This is a genomic window from Streptomyces sp. KLMMK, from assembly GCF_036961605.1.
Classification (GTDB): Bacteria; Actinomycetota; Actinomycetes; order Streptomycetales; family Streptomycetaceae; genus Streptomyces; species Streptomyces telluris.
In genome coordinates this window covers 1-17,157 of record NZ_JBAMDC010000028.1, presented here as the reverse complement: position 1 = coordinate 17,157, position 17,157 = coordinate 1, and the positions used below count along the sequence as shown (strand labels likewise).

The following is a 17,157-nucleotide window of genomic DNA, read 5'->3' as shown; positions in this document are numbered from 1 at the left end:
CTGTCCCGGTGTGCTTGGTGTCAGGGGTAGACGGGGGCATGTATGTGGGGACGGTACTCAACTTGGTTGGGTAATGTCGGGTATTGTGGGCCGCCGGTCACTTGCGCCGGTGGCCGCCGACCCATATGGGCCGGCCCTCGGTGTGCATGCTGTGACCGGCAGAGGGGCTGTCGTCCGACCGGACGGCGATGGGCGAGGCCAATAGGCCACTGGCCGGGCTGGACGATCAAGGAGACCAGCGGTGGATGCCAAGGAAAGCTTGCGCCACTACGGGCTTCGCCCCGTCGGCGCGGATCTCGACGAGGTCCGTGCACTCCTCAGAGAGCACACGGCGCGTGAGCGACGCGCCCAGGGCGAGGGCGACACCGAGCTGATGAGGCTCTGCTGCTTCCAGCTGTTCAACAGCGGCGACGTCGACGACGTGCTCCTGATTTGGAGTGCGAAGCAAGCCAGCTTCGACGCAGCGTGCTCGATCGACATCGAATTCCTGCTTGGGCACGGGCTCGACGCGACGAAGACCCATCTCTCGGCTAACCGTGCACCTGCTGCTGCTGCTGCGCTGGATCGACTGCGCGAGCTCGAGGCGGACGGTGAATTCGAGGGCTTCTCAGCGGAGGAGCGCTCCGCCTCCTACGACCGGTACTACGGCGACTGACGAATCTGCAGCGCAGCGCCGCTCGGTCGTCCGTGATGAGGCCGGTGCCCGCAAGGCAGCTGCCGACGAAATCCGGGCGGTACTGGAGCTGCTTGAGCCTGCGCTTCACGGCCCTGGTGATCTGGCCCAGGTCAGCTGCGGCGAGGTTGCCGATGTCGCGCTTGACCAGCGACCAGATGCCCTCCTGCGGGTCTCACCCTCTCGCCCCCCGGCCATACAGTCCCGAGCACGGCCACTTGCGGTCAGTCCGTGACCGGCCGGTCGCGCCGCAGCAGCATCCCGCTCTGCCAGCGCCTGCACGCCGGGCCGGGGCCGGGCTCCGGCGCGGGCGGGGCGCACCGAGCGGTAGGCGGAGACCGCCCGCGTGGCGTTATGCGCCCACGACAGGGGGCCTTCGGCCAGGCGCCGCCCGCGGCGCCGCAACGCGCGGGCCACCGACGGATTCCCATGCAGCCGCGCGAGCAGGCCCGGGATGTCGGCCATGTCAGGCTGCTCGGAGACCAGCGTGAAAGCCCACGTGCGCGACGTGCGCGGGAACCCGGCCAGCGCCTGAGGCGTGGCGATCACCGGCAGCCCCGCAGCCATGTAGGCCAGGACCTGCGCCCGCATCCTCAAGGCCTCGCTGTGGCAGGCACTCCCGGCCGACGCCCCGGCCAGCACCGTGGCGAGGTCGGGCACCGGCCCGTGCAGCTCGAACCGGGGCACCTCCGGCGGCAGGGACGACGACAGGAAGCGGCCATAGACGGCCACCGGTATGCCCTGCGGCAGGCGTGCGTGGAGCGTCTGGAGGGCCTGGACGTTGCCGGACTGCGTGAAATCAGCGGCCATCACCACCGGCCCCTCTTCCGCCAGTCAGGTACTGGATGGCGCTCATCGCGATGGCGACTTCCCCGACCACTCCGTACGGCGCGAAACCGCCGACACGGACCCACTGGTCCCACATCGCGTCGCCCATCAGGCTCGGGAGAATCTCCTGCGCGTACACCGCATGCTGCAACAGCACCGCCAAAGCCCCGGACGCCTTCGTGCAGGTGCGCACGGCCGCGCACAGGAGCCGGTCGTCGGCGGCCTCCACGGTGCGAAGCATGCCTGGCAGCCCGTACGCCAAGGGCGCCTGTAACATGAGGTCGACGCCGGCGAGCGCGGCTTGGCGGTGTGCTGTACGGATGCGCTCGATCGTCGGTTCCTGGTCTGGCCAAGCGTGCTCCAACACCTCCAGCATGCCCTCGAGCCCGACGTCGGCGCCGCCGCCGACCACCATCCGGGCCCCTGACTCCAGCACGGCTCGGTGGAACATGTTCGGCACCGAGTGGGCTGGCGAACGGGGCAGTTCGACCCCTGCTGCTGAGGCGTGCGACCGCAGAATCCCATCGAAGTCGCGTCGATGAGAGCGCCGGTTGTGCAGCAGCCGGGGCGCAGCCTCCTCCCGTGCCTGGAACGCCTCGTCCGAGTCCCCTGCGGGTACCTGCACGACGCCCGCCCGCGCGAAGGGCCGTTCGAGGGCTCTGAGCAGAGCCGCCCGAAGCCTCTTCGCGGTGGCCGGGGTGTCATCGATCGCCCAGAACACCCAGCCGAGCCACCCCGTACTGCGACCGGGCCACGTGAGGGCCGCAAGGTGCACGGCCCGCTGCACGATCTCGGGGCGAATCGTGCAGGAACCAGCATCGAACCAGTCCGGTGTACTGGGCAGCCACGCCTGGCGACGCCACCTCTCCAACTGGGTCGCGGTCACGGCGTGCCCGTGCTTCTCCACTTCTGCGACCAAGGCGAGTTCGGCCGCGGACGGCTTCGTGCGGGCCATGGTTCAGCTCCTCCGGTCCTGGTTTCCGGTGACGATGACGGAGCAGACGGCGGCCGCCGCTCCCCGGGCGTTCGCCCGTATCTCGCTCTGCGCCGCCGTAGCGCCGACGGCGGCCATCACGAGCAATGCGGGGAGACACGCGCCCCCGTTGCCGGCTGCAAGCAGGTTGGTGGTCAAGTGCATGGCCTTTCCCAGATTCGTCCTGCCGGACACCTCGGCAGTACAGCCCGTGCTGCCCACGAGGCCGGAACGGACTGCACCCCTATCTCGCCATGCCCGCTCAAGGGAACCGGGAGAAACCTCGCGGGGTTCACCCCCCTGGCCACCCGGGCCAGGGGGGTGAACTGGAGAAACCGACAGCTCCGGCTCCGGGCATTGGCAGGGACCGCCCGCGCGCTGGCAGTGCGGACGGCGGCATTGCGCCCGGCTTGGTGCCGCCCTCGCTGGCCGGGGCTTACATGTGCTCGGTGTGGTAGCCGTCGATGGGGACCTTTCTGCGGCGCCGGGTGCTGCGGTCGAACCGCTTCTGCCACTCGCGGGCCGGACGTTCACGGGCTCGGTGCGGCCGTCCTTGGTGGTGCCGGTGAGCGAGATGATGGCGAAGGCGGCCCGGCAGAACATCTTCTAGCGCAGCCAGCGGCCGGGGCAGCGGGGTGAAGCCAGTGATCATCACGCCACGATGGCCTCCTGCTTCCCCTCCGGGCACACCGCCGCAGCCGTCGCGTTCACCGCTGCCGTCACCCCGGCGTGGCTGTGGGTGGGCGCCGCGTGCGCCGTGCCCACGGTCTTGATGGCGGTCGAGCGGGTCCACAGCGGTGCCCACTACCCCTCCGATGTCGCGGCAGGAGCAGTGATCGGGGTAGCCGCAGCCGCCCTGGTGCGGACCGCGCCCCGCCTGCTGCTGCGCCACCTCGCGTGACACACCGGCCCGCAGCGTGCCCGGCCAGCACCGGGTAGGCGCGCCACTGACAGCAGCATGGACATCACAGGGGGTGGACCTGGCCATCTGGGGCCGCAAGGCTCTCGAACCGGTGTGGAGGCTTCGCCCGGCCTTCGAGCGGTGGTCGAAGAAGTAGGAGAGGCCGCGCGTTGGTGACGAGGGGCGCGTGACTGGAGTACCCGGCTTCGCGTCAGGCTGCCCTCCAACTGCGGCCGCTCACCCCAGCTTGCGGGGCCTGTGCCCGCTCGGGACGCTTCGTCCCGCCCCCGGTTGGCTGCCGGGGGCGGGACGAGGGGTATAGGGGGTGCGGCTCAGCCGGTGCTCGCGCGCCGGTGCCGGCGGAGCACGAAGGCCCCGCCCGCGAGAACGAGCGCCGCGCCCGAACTGCCGGCCAGCAGGGGGATGGAGGACGAGGAATGGTCCGCCTCGTGCTCGGTGCCGTAGCCGCTGGAGAAACCCTTAGTGTCGTACTCCGAGCCGGGCAGCTTGTCGGCGTAGCGGGCCTTGACCAGCTTCTGGTAGTCGCTGAGCGACACCGACGCCTGGCCGCCCAGTCCCTGCCGGGCCTGGTCGTTGAGCGGCTCGACGGTGTTGAGCTTGAGCTGGTACCAGCCGCGGATCTGCGGCTCGGTGAAGACCAGCGTGCCCACGGTGGCCTTGCTTGCGTATGAGGCGTCGCTGTCCCCGTCGCGCACGGCCGCCAGGTGCCAGCCGCCGCCCCGGGTGGGGGCGAGCATGACGGTGGCGTTGCGGCCGTTGACGGTGGCGCTCAGCGAGGAGACCAGCTGCGTCAGCTTGACCGCCTCGGTGGGCAGTGGCTGGGAGGTGCCCGCGACGAACCCGGGGGTGATCTCGTTCAGCGCCAACGGGTCCTTGATCGTGAAGGCCGGGAGGCCCTGGCACGGCTCGGCCGTCTCGGGGACCGTCTGAACCGACCCGGGGGTGCCGCCGGTGGGCACCGGAGTGCGCAGGAACCGGCAGACGGCGTTGCGGACGGCCGGGGACTTCACCGCGTCGAGGGCGGCCTGATAGTCCGGGATGTCCGCCGGGAGTGGGTCCTGGGCCGGGGCCGCGTTGGCCGGACCGACGACGGACAGCAGTACGGACGCGCTCAGCGCGAGGACGATGGAAAGGCGGGACAGACGAGAGTCCGCCCGCGTACTGGACGTTCTTGTTTTGCGCATGCCGCCTGCCTCAGGAAGAGATACCGATCCGGGAGTGGGTCCACGTGAACGAGCTGTTGCTCACGTAGTCGTTGTAGTTCCACCACGTGTACGTCTCGGTGTCCGGCCACGGGTCGCCGACGCCAATGGTGTTGTCCGACGTGTCGAAGCCGTAGACCACGTTCATGTGGCCGCCACCGGACGCCCACCCGATGCGGGCACCGACCGGCCGGGCCGCCTTGACGTCGGTGTACACCTGATTGAACGTGGCCGCGCTGTTGAGGCCCGACCCGGTGTGAGCCATACCCAGGCTGCTCCAGCCCTTGGCCATGTCCGCCAGCGTGGCGGGCTGATTGTTGCAGCCGTACTGGGGCTGCGCCCGGTTGCAGAAGTCCGTCTGCGTGCTGCCGTAGCCATGGTATTTGGCGATCGTCAGCCCGGAGGCGACCCAGCACCACTGGGTCTTCTCCTGCTTCAGCATGTCGATGTCGTCGTAGGCCGCTTCCGCGTGAGCCGTGCCTCCCGCGGCCACAAGCAACCCCGAGGCGGCCAGGGTGATGGCCGATGCTGCGGTTCCGTACCTGAATCTGCCCATGATTCTGCCTTCCCCTAAGGGGTGCGACGAGATGAGCGGGGCGATTGACACGAATATGACAGCGCACCACGCCGATACATTAAAGAACCCTCACAGAAAAGAACCCATACAGCTCATTTGTCACACAAATGCGATGTTCGGGTTGGCCTATCCCCTCCGGGCCGCCGATGAGGCGACCGGCCCCCTCTCACCCGTGCAGCGCCTTACCGCCGCCACGCGATTCCGGGGTGCCACTGCGGCATCGCGATACCTCGGAGTGCGGCCAGCCTCTCCACCCCGTTTCGGCCTTGGCTCAGGTGCCGGTGCAATGGGCCCGCTAACGCCGCTTCTTCTTTCTGGGCTCTGATGGCAGGGCGCACTGGAACCAGACGGTTTTGCCCAGGGGCTCGACGTTGACGGCCCACCGGTCGGCAAGGGTGTCGACCAGGAACAACCCCCGTCCGGTGAGGTGGAACGCCTGGGCGGGCACGAGGCACGGCAGCGCACGGGAGGGGTCACGGACCTCGACGCTGATCCAGTCCGGGCAGCGGGACATCCGCAAGCCGACCGTACGGGCGCCGGTGTGCTGGATGGCGTTTGCCGGCCAGTTCGGACACCAGCAGGCACACGGTGTCCGCCACGTCCTCTCCCAGCGCCCAGTGATCGGTCACCGCCCAGCGGGCCAAGCCGCGGGCCGTCCGCATCGCGCACGGGCCTGCTGGCACGCGTGCGTTCGCGGAGAAGTGCTGGAGAGGAAGCTCGATGGCTGTATAGGCGAGGAGGGAGAATGCAGCGGCAGCACCGAGGGTCGGCGCCCGCTCCTTGTGGCTGCGGGCCATCAGCAGCGAGGCCAGGAGCATCATCGCCAGGCACGCCCACGCCTGGGAGGTGTAGTGCAAGATCCACGCGTAGAGGATGCCCGCCATGCCGAAAACGCCCGCGAACGAGGCCAGCCCGATCACACGGCGCCGCACGGTGCGGCCTTTCTGCCACCAGGCGCCCGCAAGACCGAAGAGCGGTCCGGCGACGAAGGCCAGCGCCGGCCATAGCAGCGGATAGGTGAGATCGCCCATGCCGTCGCGGCCGAACTCCGCGTAGCCGTAGTACCCGACTACCAGGCCGGCCTCGGCCAGCAGGCCGGCCGCAGATACCACACGCAGGGACACCCTCCCAGCCAGCAGGGCACCGACGGCGAACGCGACGGCAGACCAGACGGCACCGGAATTAGGGAGCTGATCTCAGGGAGCGGGGAGCCAGCCCTGGACGAGGTTGGTCAGGACCCCGAGAAGCCCCGCGCACAGCGCCCCCCACCGTCGCGTATGTCCACCCTCGCGCGACCGTGACAGGGGCGCCTGCAGGGAAAGGCGTCTCGTTCATGGCAGCGATTCTCGCTGCTGGTACGCCATCGCGATAACGCCCGTACGTGCTTTGGAGATTGTCGCGTTTGCGCCACGGCAGGTGTGGCCGTTACTGGCCCCACAGGTCCGGCTGCCCCACGGCCTGCCCGTGCCGGACACGACGACCCCCGCGCCGCGTGAGCACTACCGGCTCACCACCCCCGACAGCATCGTCGACGGTACATACGCGAAGGTGGCCGACGATGCCCCGGCTGTCGTCTCCGCCGATCAGCAACGGGGCTTCGCCGACATCGGGATCACCGACGCCTCGTTCGTCACCAGCACCTACCAGACCCGGGGCAGGGCTGAGGAATCACCGCCCTGCCCCACCCGCCCATGCATGTCCTGGCCCGTGTTGCCCGACTACGCCGAAGCCTCGGCCCTTGCGCTGGGGGCGAACCCGCTCCCCTGCTCGGCGAACACCTTGATCGCGGCGCCCAGAAACTCCACCATCCCAGGGTGGTAGGAATCGTGGAACGCCCTCATGGCCTCGTCCTCGGCGTAGAAGAGCGACATGCCGACGTAAGCCTCCCTGGAGGGGTGTAGAACCGGCAGACGATGTCGAAGTGCCTGCGGACGAGCTCCTGGATCTGCTGATCCCCGGGCAGGGAGCCGTCGTCCAGGAAAGCCGTGATCTCCCGGTACAGGACGTCCTAGTCCTGGTGGACCCGCTCCCTGTCCACATGCTCCCAGTCGTTGGTCCCGGCAAGGCTCTTCGCCTGCTCCTCGGCCCACGACCGGCGACATTCGTCCTCGTAACTGTTCCCCACGGCACCGGTTCCCATCGTTTCGTCACCTCTCCGGTGGATCCCCGAGAGGCCGCCGACATGTCGACATCGACCGGCCGCCGATGATCAACTGCCGGTCCAGGCCGAACGGTGACACACAGCCACCGGGTCGGCAAACCATTTCTTGGACCCTCCGGCGCTCCTGGTGAGGTCCCGGTGGATGGTCAGGCATATCTTTCTGGTGTCCTGGTAGTTCTCGCGGAAAAAACAACGCTAAGGGGCTGCGGCCCAGCTCAGGGGGTCGGTATCACTGGCCGAGAGCGTTGACGCGGTTGGCGTACTCGCGGCGGGCCTTGCGCTGCGTAGGGATGGTCGTGGCGGCGTCGAGGGGCTGGCAGCGGTCGAGGAGTTGGCGGTGGACCGCGGGCGCGGCGGTGATGCGGAGGGTGTAGCCCGTGCCGCGTCGTACGGTCACGCCCTGGTCGAGCGTGGCCCGTTCGGCGGGGTCCAGGTCGGCCGTGCGGAGGAAGTCGGCGACCTTGCCCGGCATGTCGACGACGACCCGCAGCTCCGGAGTCGAGGCGTCCTGGTGACCCGCGACGTGCTCGGGCATGAGGTCGGCAACGGCCGTGCGGATGGCGCCGCGGCTGACGCTGTGTTCGCGGGCGAGAGCGGCGATGGACCGGCCTTCCCGGTACGCGGTGCGTACGGCGTCGGCCTTCTGGGCCTTGATGGCCGGGCGGCGTCCGCCCTTGTTGCCCTTGGCCTCGGCGGCCCGCAGCCCGTCGTAGGTCAGCTCGCGTTGAAGATCACGCTGGAGCTCCCCGGCGGCGGCGCGAGGGTCTGCACCATGAACTTCACCGTGGACAGCAGCTCGCCGGTGCGTGAGTGGCGCGCGGTGAGCTCCATCACGGAGAACGCGCCGTCGTGGATGCGCAGGGCGAGACGGTCCCGGTGCAGGACGTCGAGCACGTCGAGGATGTGCCCGGTACCGCGCACCAGGCGGAACATCTCGGAGATGTGCACGACATCGCCCGACCGCGCATAGGGTGAGCAGCTCGCCGAACCTCGGCCGCTCCAGCGGATGGAGGCGGCCCTGTTCTCCCGACGCTACGGCGAAGTGATTCCCAATGTAGTTGTCAAGGCGTCCTGGCCCGCTGAGAAGGTGCGGACGGTTCATGCCGGCTGGGTGATTTGGGGGCGCCTGGGTGAAGCAGCGTCCGTCGCGCAGTAACGCCCAGAGGACGTTCACACGCCGTCGGGCGAGCGCGAGCACGGCCTGGGTGTGGCGTTTTCCTTCGGCGCGCTTGCGGTCGTAGAACGCCCGGGAGACGGGACACGTGCGGATACTGATCAGGGCCGATCGGTAGAAGACTCGTTGCAGGCCGCGGTGGTAGCGCCGGGGCCGGTGGAGGTTGCCGCTGATGCGACCGGAGTCCCTTGGGGCGGGAGCGACTCCGGCGAACCCCGCGAGGCGGTCCGGTGTGCCGAAGACGACTATGTCGCCGCCGGTGGCGGCCAGGAACTCGGCTCCGAGGAGTGGACCGATCCCGGGCATGCTGGTCAGGACTTCTGCGTGGTGATGCTGCCGGAAGCGGTCCTCGATGTCCTTGCCGACGTCCGCAATCTCCTGGCTGAGGCTGATCACCCGCTTCGCGAGTGTGCGCACGAGCTGGGCGGTCAGCTTCTCCCCGGTGATCGCGGTCTGCTGACGTCCCGCCGCTTCCACGGCCAGGGCGGCGAGCGTGCCGGCGCTTCGTACCTTTCGGTTGTGCAGCCAGGACTCCAGCCGGCGAACGCCGGTCCGGCGGATCGCTGCCGGCGTCTGGTAGCCCGTCAGCAGGACCAGGGGACCCATGCTGGTGAGATCCAGCTGGCGCTCAAGGGCGGGGAAAATGCTGTTGAGCAGTCCCCGAATCCTGTTGATCGTCCGGGTACGGTCAGCCACGAGGTCGGAGCGATGGGCGGTGAGCAGTTTCAGCTCTACCGTGCTTTCGTCACCGGGCCGCATGGGGTGCAAGTCACGGCGCATCCGAGCCTGGTCGGCGATGACCGCTGCGTCGCGGGCGTCGGTCTTACCTTCGCCGCGGTACCCGCCGGCGGCACGGTTCACCGTGCGGCCCGGGATGTACAACAAGTGCTGATCATGGTTGAGCAGCAGGCCGATCAGGAGTGCCGCAGCACCGTCCGCCAGGTCAACGGCCCAGGTCGCGTCGCTGCTGAGGCGGAGGACGTCCGCGAGCAGCTGGAGCAGGTCCGGTTCATCGTTGGTCACGCGGCGCGAAAGAAGCCGACGGCCTTCCGCGTCGATCACCACGCAGTGGTGATGCGTCTTCCCGGCGTCGATCCCGGCCCATATCTGATCCACTGTGCCTCCGACGGTCGTAGGTGCGGTCCCGCAGACGACCTCGCCGTCGTGTCCCTACACAGCGATCTGATCGCACATCCCAATTGGCGGCCGAGTCGTCGTGGGGCGCCGGGCGGCCAGTCACTTCGAGCCATGGTCGGCAGACAAGTAGCAGCCACACCCGGTGCCCCCCCGGGCACTGAGACCCTACGAATGGCCTGAGCTACCCGGAAAGAAGGTAGGGACAAGTAGCTCTCTGTAGCGGATCAGGGGTGGCTTGTCAGAGTTTCGGGGGCGAACCGGTTGGGTTCGCATTGTTGCTGAAGTTCTTCGAGGTGGAGGCCCCGTTTCCGGAAGACGCTGGGGAAATCCCGGTGCCGGTGGTGTCGTACGTCGCTCAGCAGGTGAGGGTACCCGCGGAGGAGTGGGCCGCGTACGACTGGTCAGGGCGGGCGATCAAGCGGCACCGGATGGAGATCCGGGGCGCGTTCGGCTTCCATGAGTGCACCGAGGAGGACCAGTCCCAGCTCGCCGAGTGGCTGGCGGTGGAGCTGTGCGGGGTGGAGCTGAACCGGGACCGGCTGGCGGAGGCGGTGGTGGCCCGCTGCCGCAAGAATCGGCTGGAGCCGCCGGGCCTGCGGGCCTTGCCGTCGACATCGACCAGCACCGGGACCTGCATGTGGTCGGTCTCCCACACCTGGTTCCGCCAGCCCCGCGGCCGGGCCAGGAACACATCATGTTTACGCGCCGCCCGCTCCCCACCCGCGAGCCCCGCCCGCTCCCCCGGAGTCAGATCACGGCGGATCGCCCGGTGCAGCGTCGGAATCGACGGTGCATCCGCAGGCGGGGACTGCCGAGCGGCGCGGAGGACCAGCTCGCGGTGAACCGCCCGCACGTTCCCCTTCCACAAGGCCAACAGTCCACGGACCTCGGGCGTGATCACGAACCTCACATCGGCCCGGGACCGTGCGCCAGGGTAGGCAGCTGCGGTCTCATCGCCCTGAGCGGCGGCCAGCCAGCGCCACACAGTGCGCTCCGACACCCCCAGCGCGTCTGCAGCCACTCGTACATGGCCTGCTGCCAGCTTCTTCCCTGCCCGTAGTACGAGCAGCCGCCGCACGGCAGGGCCGCGCAGGGACCGCATCTCGACCTTGAGCTTCTCGGCGGGCTCGGGCTTGCTGATGGTGGTGCGGGCGGCAGTGGCCGCGGCCGCGTGAGGGGGCGCACAGCCGCGAGATTTTCAGGGTTCGCGGACCGGCCGGCGCGCCGTGTCCGCTCCGGGCCAGTCCCCGGGCGGCCAGTGGGGCTGGTACCGGCCGCTGTTGATCATCCAGTCGTAGGTGCCCTGGAGCCAGGCGGCGAGGGCGTGCAGGTAGGTCCTGGTGAGGGCATCAACGGCAGGGATCGCATGCTCGTAGAGCTCGTAGAAGACCTGGATCCGCTCGTTGGTCAGCGCGGCCGCCTGTGCCAAGCCGTCCTGGATGCCGGAGTTCTCGGCGTGGGCGCAGACCAGGGCGAGGTTGAAGATGAAGTCGGTGGGGCAGTTGCTGATTTCCCGTGGGAGGGAGAAGACATCGTTGGCCATGGCGATGATGTAGGCGGCGTGGGTGGTGAGGGCCTGGACGTGCGGGTGGTGCAACTGCCGGCTGGTCAGTTCCGGGCCTCCGCAGGCCGGCTCTACGAGGGCGAGGCAGGTGTAGTCCGCCGAGGCCTGGACGCGCAGGGCCAGGTAGTCCTTCACTGCAGGGGAGTGCTGGGTGGCCCGGCAGGCCGACTCGGCCAGGCAGCCGAGCAGGTATCCGCGGACTTTGTCATGGAACCTCGCGGTTTGCGCGAGCGAGCCCAGCCGGGTGAGGCGGGTGGAGATGTCGGCCAGAGCGCGGGCCAGCGGGGTGGTGGCGGAGCCGCCGTCCATCACCCGTAAAAGCGCCGCGGTTTGGGTGGTGACCACGACGGGGCTGGGCCGGGACTCGTCGACGAACCCGTCGTCGAGAGCGTAGAGCCAGGTCATCCAGTCCGCAGCGACGTGCAGGGCCTCCTTGCCGGCGGAGGGATACGCGTAGGCGGCCAGGTGACCGAAGGCGTGAGAGCTGTTGCTGAGGCGCGCGGCCTCATCGAACAACTGCTGCTCGACGAGCCACTGGCGGGTGTGCCGCTCAGCTCCCTCAGCGTCGCCGTGGCAGCCGTGCGGGAGATCCAGTGATATCGGGGGAAGGCGTAACGGGGCTGGCTGGCCCGGGCGAAGGCGGGCAGCTTGTGTGGCGTCCTGCGGTGCCGTGAACGGTTCGGAAGTTCCGGGCATGTCGGAGACGGATCCCATTCCAAGGAGAACCGAGCGGCCGTGGCACACCGCTCGGCTGGACTGCTGACAGCAGCACTGTGCCCCTTCGCGCGCACTGTGCCAGGAGCTGTATGGAAAGTCACCCAGGTAAGCGAAGTTGAGGCGCCGCACAGCAGCTCTGGCGAACCAGTCACAGACCGTCCACAACTGCGCTTGTCAGCGGCCGGTTACTGGGGAGATGGCTGGCCGCCGACGTGACCATGTGTGACTGCCGCTGGGCTGGCCGGTGGTCCGCTTCGGTTCGCGGTTCCGTTGGCGTCAGTAGACGGTTGACACGATCTGGCAGGCGGCTTCGGTCAGGTCACGGTCTCCGTCGATACGGGCGCGAGCCAGGGCCGTGCCGCGGTCCGCACTCGCCCTGCCAGACGTGGCGTTCGGGGGTATCGGGAAGGCGGACGTGTGAGCCGAGCAGCGTGTGCCCGCCGGATGCCGGGGCGGGCCCGGCGAGGGAGAGCAGCAACGGGGTCCGGGTCCACGTCGGCAAGGGGACGTCCACCAGCCGGCCCTGGGACAGGAGAGTGCCGAAGTCGACGGCAGCGCCCGCCGTGTGCAGGCCGCGACCACGGCCAGCAGCCCGCGGGGCAGCGCACCGTCGCGCACCATGCACGGCAGCGCCTCGGCGTACGCCCCGGCGGCATGCGCGGTCTCCTCGGCCGACAGGATCAGGAGCGGGTGCGGGGCGAGTTCCAGGAAGACCCGGTACCCGTCGTCCAAAGCTGCCCGCACCGCACGCGCGAACCGTACCGGCTCACGCAGATTGGCCGTCCAGCAGGAGGCGTCGGCGATGACCGTCGCCCGGTGGTCCGTCAGGGTCGGCGAGTAGTACGGAACCCGCGGCGGGGACGACGTTAAACCGCCGAGCAGTGCAGTGAGTTCGGTGAGGACCGGCTCCACCTGAGGCGTGTGCGAGGCGACGTCCACCGCCACCTCCCGGGCCGGAACGCCACGCTGTTCCCATCCGGCGAGAAGCGCGCGGACCGTATGGGCAGGCCCGCCGATGACGGTGTTCTGCGGCGACGCCATCACCGCGACCACCACGTCCCGGTCCACTCCGGCCTCGGCCAGCTCTCTGCGCACCTCGGTCGCCGGCGGCCGCACCGAGGCCACGGCCCCGCGCCCGGCCAGCCGGAGACGCAGCCGGGACCGCCGGCAGATGACCCGTACCCCGTCCGCCGGCGGCTGCATCCCCGCGACCACGGCGGCGCCGATCTCGCCCAGCGAGTGGCCGATCACCGCGCCCGGCCGCACCCCGTGCTCCGCCAGTGACGCGGCCAGCGCGATCTGCGTCGGGAAGAGGGTCGGCTGCACCCGGTCGATCCCGGTGACCGTCTTCGGAGCGGTCAGCGCCTCGGTCACCGAGAACCCGGAGTCGGCCGCGATGAGCGGCTCGGCCTCCGCGATCGTCGCGGCGAAGGCCTGCCCCTTTCTCATTGACCGTGGCCTTTGTCCGGCCTCAAGGACGGCGTGGTGAGATGAATTCCCGCCTGATCGTTCACTCGTCGCAGTGCTGATCCTGGTCTCGACCTTTGCAGTGATGCTCGCCAACCTGATCGTGATCCACCGCGCCTGTCGCCATTCGGGCGAATGGCGACAGGCGCGGGGATAGCGGTCGCCCACCAGAGCCCTGAAGGCGCGGTGGCGAGGCGGGGCGTGGGGTCAGGGTGCGGTAGTGAGGGCGGGCCAGAGGGTGGTGGCGGTGAGGGGCTGGGCCAGGCGGAGGGCCCAGTAGGTTTCATCGCCGTCTTCGTCGCGCCAGGACCACAGGCGGGTGGTGGCGAGGTGGAGCGGGCTGAGCCGGGTGATGCCGATGGCGCCGTGCAGTTGGTGGGCGATACGGGCGATCTCGGCAGCCGAGGCGGATGCCTGGGTCTTGGCTGCGGCGACGGCGAGCTGTGCGGCCGGGCCGCCGGTGTCCAGCGGGGCGGCGGCGGCCCGGACCACGGTGCGGACCAGTGCGGTCTCCTCGATCAGCCGCGCTTCTTCCTGCTTGACGGCCTGGAAGCGGCTGAGCGGACGGCCGAACTGGGTGCGGGCGGTGGTGTGGGCGACCGTCAGGTCGACGCAGCGTTCGGCGGCGCCGGCGATCAGGGCAGAGCGGGCCAGGGCCGCGCGGAGCCGGGCCTCGTCGAGCAGTTCGGGGGAGACCCGGCGGACGTGGGAGGCGGGGATCTCCAGGGCGGCGAGGTGCAGGTCGTCGCGGGGTTCCTCGGCGAGGTTGCCGCCGGGGGTGAGGACGGCCTGGTCGGGGGTCACGGTGAACAGGACGGGGCCGAAGGGGGCGGTGGCCAGGACGGCCACCGCGGTGGCGGCTCGGGCCCAGGGAACGCGGCGCAGGGTACCGGTGACCAGCAGGGTGTCGTCGTCGCCCAGGCAGCCGGGCGAGCCGACGGGAGAGGCGGTCGGATGTGCGTATCGGATCGTCAGCTCGGGGGCGATCGCGTAGCTGAGCGGGCCGTCGGGGACGGGGAGCCCGGCGCGGCGCAGCAGGGGGCGGGCGACCAGGGCGGTCTCGGCAAGGGGGGCGGGGACGGCGCGGTGTCCTGCCTCCCGGGCGGCGGCGAGGAGGTCGGCGGTGGAAGCGTCCTCGGAGGGGAGGGCCACGGCGTCGGGAGCGGTGGTGTTGGTGACGACGGCGATGGCGCCCGCAGCGGCGTGGAAGGCAGCGGTGTCGTAGGCGTCGGCGGAGATGACAGGGGCGCTGGTGTCGATCGTGTGGGTTTTCATCAATGCTGCTCCAGACCTCGAGTGATGATGCCGCGAAGGATTTCGTTGGTGCCGCCGCGCAGGGTGTAGCCGGGGCTGTGCAGCAGGGCGAAGGCGAGCAGTTCGGGGTGGCTGCCGGGAGTGGCGTGCGGGTCGGCCGGGGTCGGCAGGACGCTGCGAACGGTGTCGACCAGCGTGCCCTCCAGGCGGGTGCCGAGGTCCTTGACCAGGGCGGCCTGGATGTCGGGCGAGGCACCCGCGTCCAGTGCGGCCGCCACCCCGAGGGACAGTCGGCGGACACTGTGCAGACGGGCCGTCAGGATGCCGACCTGGGTGAGCTGTTCGGCCGTGGCCGAGCCTTTCTCCAGTTCGCGGAGCATGGAGACCAGCAGGGGGAAGGTGGACAGGTAACGTTCCGGGCCGCTGCGCTCGAAGGCGAGTTCGCCGGTGACCTGCTTCCAGCCGTCGCCCCGCTGCCCGAGCAACATGCCGTCGGGAACGTCGACGCCTTCGAGATGGAAGGCGTTGAAGCGGTGCTCGCCGGTCATCAGCCGGATCGGCTCGATCCGCACACCCGACGCGCGCAGGTCGACGATGAACTGGCTGAGCCCTGCATGCTTGTCCTCGGTGTCGTCGGTGCGGGCCAGGACGATGGCGTAGTCGTTGACGTGAGCGCCGCCGGTCCACATCTTGGTGCCGGTCAACCGCCATCCGTCGGCGGTGCGTTCGGCGCGGGTGGCGACCGAGGCCAGGTCGGAGCCGCTGCTCTTCTCGCTCATGCCGATGGAGAAGAAGCACCGCCCGGCGGCGATCCTGGGCAGAAAGAAGCGACGCTGCTCCTCGGTGCCGTGCCGGAGGATGGAGGGGCCGGCTTGCCGGTCGGAGACCCAGTGGGCGCTGACCGGGGCGCCGGCCGCGAGCAGTTCCTCGATCACCACGTAGCGTTCCAGGAAGCCGCGGCCCGCGCCGCCGTACTCGGTGGGCAGGGCCATGCCGACCCAGCCGCGCACGGCGAGGCGGCGGCTGAAGGCGGGGTCCCAGCCGGCCAGCCAGGAGTCGGGGCGGCCGAGGACAGTGCCGCGGGCGCGTTCTTCATCGAGAAAGGCGCGGACCTCGTGGCGAAGCCGTCGGGCCGATTCAGGCAGGACGACATCGGGGAAGGCAATCGGAGAAAGCGTCGAAGGAGACATGGTTCATCCGCTCCCGGAGTTGGTGAGTGGGCGGTGCATTTCTTCTCGGTACGCGAATTCAGTACGCCAATTCAGTTCGGGAACTCGGTACGCGAATTCAGTACGGGAACTCGGTACGGGAACTCGGTCAGTTCGCGGGGTGCAGCAAGGAAGGGTCGAAGCCGACTTCGCGGAGCACCTGGTCGGTGTGCTGGCCGATGCGCGGGCAGGGCCGCAGCTCCGGCTCCGGGTCGGCCGAGTAGCGGACCGGGCGGCCGATGACCCGGTAAGGACCCTCGGTAGGGTGTTCGGCCTCGGACAGCAGGCCGCCCTCCTGGGCGTAGGCGGTGGTGGCGGCGGACTCCAGGTCGAGCACCGGGGCGGCGGCGATGCCCGCCCGGTCGCAGAACTCCTGCCATTCGGCGCTGGTGTGCCGCAGCGCCAGCTCCGCGAGCAGCGGGTGGAACGCGTCGGCGTTGCGGGCCCGCTCGGGTCCGGTGGCGAAGCGCGGGTCGGCGGCCAGTTCGGGGCGGTTGACGAAGGCGGTGAAGTCCCGCCAGTTGCGGTCGCTGTGCGGCAGGATGCACATCCAGCCGTCGGCGGTGCGCAGGGCGCGGCGCTGTGGGCTGAGTGAGCGGGCCGAGCCGAACTCCCCGTCGGCCTCCAGGGCGGCCGCTCCCAGGTGCTCGACCAGGTTGAAGGCGAGCATGGTGTCGGCCATGGGGACCTCGATGTGCTGTCCGGTGCCGCCGTGTTCCCGGTAGTGCAGCGCGGCCAGGACCGACTGGGCGATCTGCATGCCGCAGATCTTGTCGGCAAGGACCGTGGGGACGTAGTGGGGCTGGCCGGAGACCTGGTGGTTGAGCCAGACCAGGCCGCTGGCCGCCTGGATGATGTCGTCGTAGGCGGCACGGGTGCCGTAGCGGCTGTCGCTGCGGAAGCCCTGGGCACTCGCGTAGATCAGACCGGGGTTGACGGCCGCGACCTCGCCGTAGCCGAGGCGGAGCTTCTCCAGGGCCTGCGGGCGCAGGTTGGTGATGAGGACGTCGGCGGTGCGCAGCAGGGCGAGCAGGGCGTCGAGGCCGTGCGGGGCCTTGAGGTCGATGGTGACGCTGCGCTTGTTGCGGTTCAGGTTGAGTGCCGGGCCGCCCATGCCGGGGTGGCGCTGCGGCGGGTAATGACGCGTCATGTCGCCGGTGGGCGGCTCGACCTTGATCACGTCCGCGCCCAGGTCGCCGAGTTGCTGGGCGGCGTAGGGGCCCATGATCACGCTGGCGAGTTCGATGACGCGGACTCCGGCGAGGAGTCCGCGGCGGGAGGGGCCGCTCGGCTTCTGGGA

Annotated in this window: 17 protein-coding genes and 4 pseudogenes; 3 read left to right on the top strand and 18 right to left on the bottom strand. The window is 69.8% G+C overall.

Annotation, left to right across the window (positions count from 1 at the left end; translation table 11 throughout):
- Positions 1 to 241: 241 nt before the first annotated feature.
- Complete coding sequence (locus tag V7793_RS08245; protein ID WP_336003743.1) at positions 242 to 655, top strand: hypothetical protein; 414 nt, start codon at positions 242 to 244, stop codon at positions 653 to 655.
- 28 nt (positions 656 to 683) lie between these two features.
- Here V7793_RS08245 and V7793_RS38155 read toward each other — a convergent pair.
- The 3 genes and pseudogenes from V7793_RS38155 to V7793_RS08230 form a co-directional block, all read right to left on the bottom strand.
- Positions 684 to 848, bottom strand: a pseudogene (locus V7793_RS38155) (IS630 family transposase); the annotation flags it as partial.
- Between the two features lie 624 nt (positions 849 to 1,472).
- On the bottom strand, positions 1,473 to 2,456 hold the full coding sequence (locus tag V7793_RS08235) for a hypothetical protein (RefSeq protein ID WP_336003739.1): 984 nt from the start codon (positions 2,454 to 2,456) through the stop codon (positions 1,473 to 1,475).
- Between the two features lie 3 nt (positions 2,457 to 2,459).
- Positions 2,460 to 2,639 carry a hypothetical protein gene (locus V7793_RS08230; protein WP_336003737.1) on the bottom strand — a complete coding sequence of 60 codons (180 nt, stop codon included), beginning with the start codon at positions 2,637 to 2,639 and terminating at the stop codon, positions 2,460 to 2,462.
- A gap of 496 nt (positions 2,640 to 3,135) precedes the next feature.
- Here V7793_RS08230 and V7793_RS08225 point away from each other — a divergent pair, with 496 nt between their 5' ends.
- Positions 3,136 to 3,375 carry a phosphatase PAP2 family protein gene (locus tag V7793_RS08225; RefSeq protein WP_336003735.1) on the top strand — a complete coding sequence of 80 codons (240 nt, stop codon included), beginning with the start codon at positions 3,136 to 3,138 and terminating at the stop codon, positions 3,373 to 3,375.
- 332 nt (positions 3,376 to 3,707) lie between these two features.
- Here V7793_RS08225 and V7793_RS08220 read toward each other — a convergent pair whose 3' ends face one another.
- The 9 genes and pseudogenes from V7793_RS08220 to V7793_RS08180 all read right to left on the bottom strand — a co-directional run.
- Complete coding sequence (locus V7793_RS08220; protein ID WP_336003734.1) at positions 3,708 to 4,580, bottom strand: hypothetical protein; 873 nt, start codon at positions 4,578 to 4,580, stop codon at positions 3,708 to 3,710.
- A 10-nt stretch (positions 4,581 to 4,590) separates the two neighbouring features.
- Positions 4,591 to 5,154 carry a papain-like cysteine protease family protein gene (locus V7793_RS08215; protein ID WP_336003732.1) on the bottom strand — a complete coding sequence of 188 codons (564 nt, stop codon included), beginning with the start codon at positions 5,152 to 5,154 and terminating at the stop codon, positions 4,591 to 4,593.
- A 316-nt stretch (positions 5,155 to 5,470) separates the two neighbouring features.
- Positions 5,471 to 5,689: an ATP-binding protein gene (locus V7793_RS08210; protein WP_336003730.1), complete on the bottom strand. Its 219-nt coding sequence runs from the start codon at positions 5,687 to 5,689 to the stop codon at positions 5,471 to 5,473.
- Positions 5,649 to 6,356, bottom strand: a pseudogene (locus V7793_RS08205) (DUF6518 family protein); the annotation flags it as partial. The gene V7793_RS08210 and the pseudogene V7793_RS08205, both read right to left, overlap by 41 nt.
- A 537-nt stretch (positions 6,357 to 6,893) precedes the next feature.
- Positions 6,894 to 7,046, bottom strand: a complete 153-nt coding sequence (locus V7793_RS08200) for a hypothetical protein (RefSeq protein WP_336003729.1) — start codon at positions 7,044 to 7,046, stop codon at positions 6,894 to 6,896.
- A 137-nt stretch (positions 7,047 to 7,183) separates the two neighbouring features.
- Positions 7,184 to 7,315: a hypothetical protein gene (locus tag V7793_RS08195; protein ID WP_336003728.1), complete on the bottom strand. Its 132-nt coding sequence runs from the start codon at positions 7,313 to 7,315 to the stop codon at positions 7,184 to 7,186.
- Between the two features lie 250 nt (positions 7,316 to 7,565).
- A complete protein-coding gene (locus V7793_RS08190; protein WP_336003784.1) occupies positions 7,566 to 7,871 on the bottom strand; it encodes a resolvase in 306 nt (101 codons plus the stop codon).
- Between the two features lie 179 nt (positions 7,872 to 8,050).
- A complete protein-coding gene (locus tag V7793_RS08185; RefSeq protein WP_336003782.1) occupies positions 8,051 to 8,284 on the bottom strand; it encodes a hypothetical protein in 234 nt (77 codons plus the stop codon).
- Between the two features lie 157 nt (positions 8,285 to 8,441).
- Positions 8,442 to 9,626 (bottom strand): annotated as a pseudogene (locus V7793_RS08180) (IS110 family transposase); the annotation flags it as partial.
- Between the two features lie 251 nt (positions 9,627 to 9,877).
- Between V7793_RS08180 and V7793_RS08175 the strand changes: the two are divergent.
- Complete coding sequence (locus tag V7793_RS08175; RefSeq protein ID WP_336003726.1) at positions 9,878 to 10,489, top strand: DUF4158 domain-containing protein; 612 nt, start codon at positions 9,878 to 9,880, stop codon at positions 10,487 to 10,489.
- Positions 10,490 to 10,620: 131 nt separating this feature from the next.
- Here the strand turns inward: V7793_RS08175 and V7793_RS08170 are convergent.
- The 6 genes and pseudogenes from V7793_RS08170 to V7793_RS08145 all read right to left on the bottom strand — a co-directional run.
- Positions 10,621 to 10,749: pseudogene (locus V7793_RS08170) on the bottom strand (helix-turn-helix domain-containing protein); the annotation flags it as partial.
- Between the two features lie 96 nt (positions 10,750 to 10,845).
- Positions 10,846 to 11,727, bottom strand: coding sequence for a terpene synthase family protein (locus tag V7793_RS08165; protein WP_336003725.1), 882 nt, complete (start codon positions 11,725 to 11,727; stop codon positions 10,846 to 10,848).
- A gap of 477 nt (positions 11,728 to 12,204) precedes the next feature.
- Positions 12,205 to 13,377, bottom strand: a complete 1,173-nt coding sequence (locus V7793_RS08160; protein ID WP_336003724.1) for an acyltransferase domain-containing protein — start codon at positions 13,375 to 13,377, stop codon at positions 12,205 to 12,207.
- 225 nt (positions 13,378 to 13,602) lie between these two features.
- On the bottom strand, positions 13,603 to 14,670 hold the full coding sequence (locus V7793_RS08155) for an acyl-CoA dehydrogenase family protein (protein WP_336003723.1): 1,068 nt from the start codon (positions 14,668 to 14,670) through the stop codon (positions 13,603 to 13,605).
- Positions 14,670 to 15,839, bottom strand: coding sequence for an acyl-CoA dehydrogenase family protein (locus V7793_RS08150; protein WP_336003721.1), 1,170 nt, complete (start codon positions 15,837 to 15,839; stop codon positions 14,670 to 14,672). Before V7793_RS08150 ends, V7793_RS08155 begins: the two co-directional genes overlap by 1 nt.
- A gap of 127 nt (positions 15,840 to 15,966) precedes the next feature.
- Positions 15,967 to 17,157 (bottom strand): CaiB/BaiF CoA transferase family protein (locus tag V7793_RS08145; protein WP_336003720.1); only part of this gene is annotated, 1,191 nt, incomplete at its 5' end.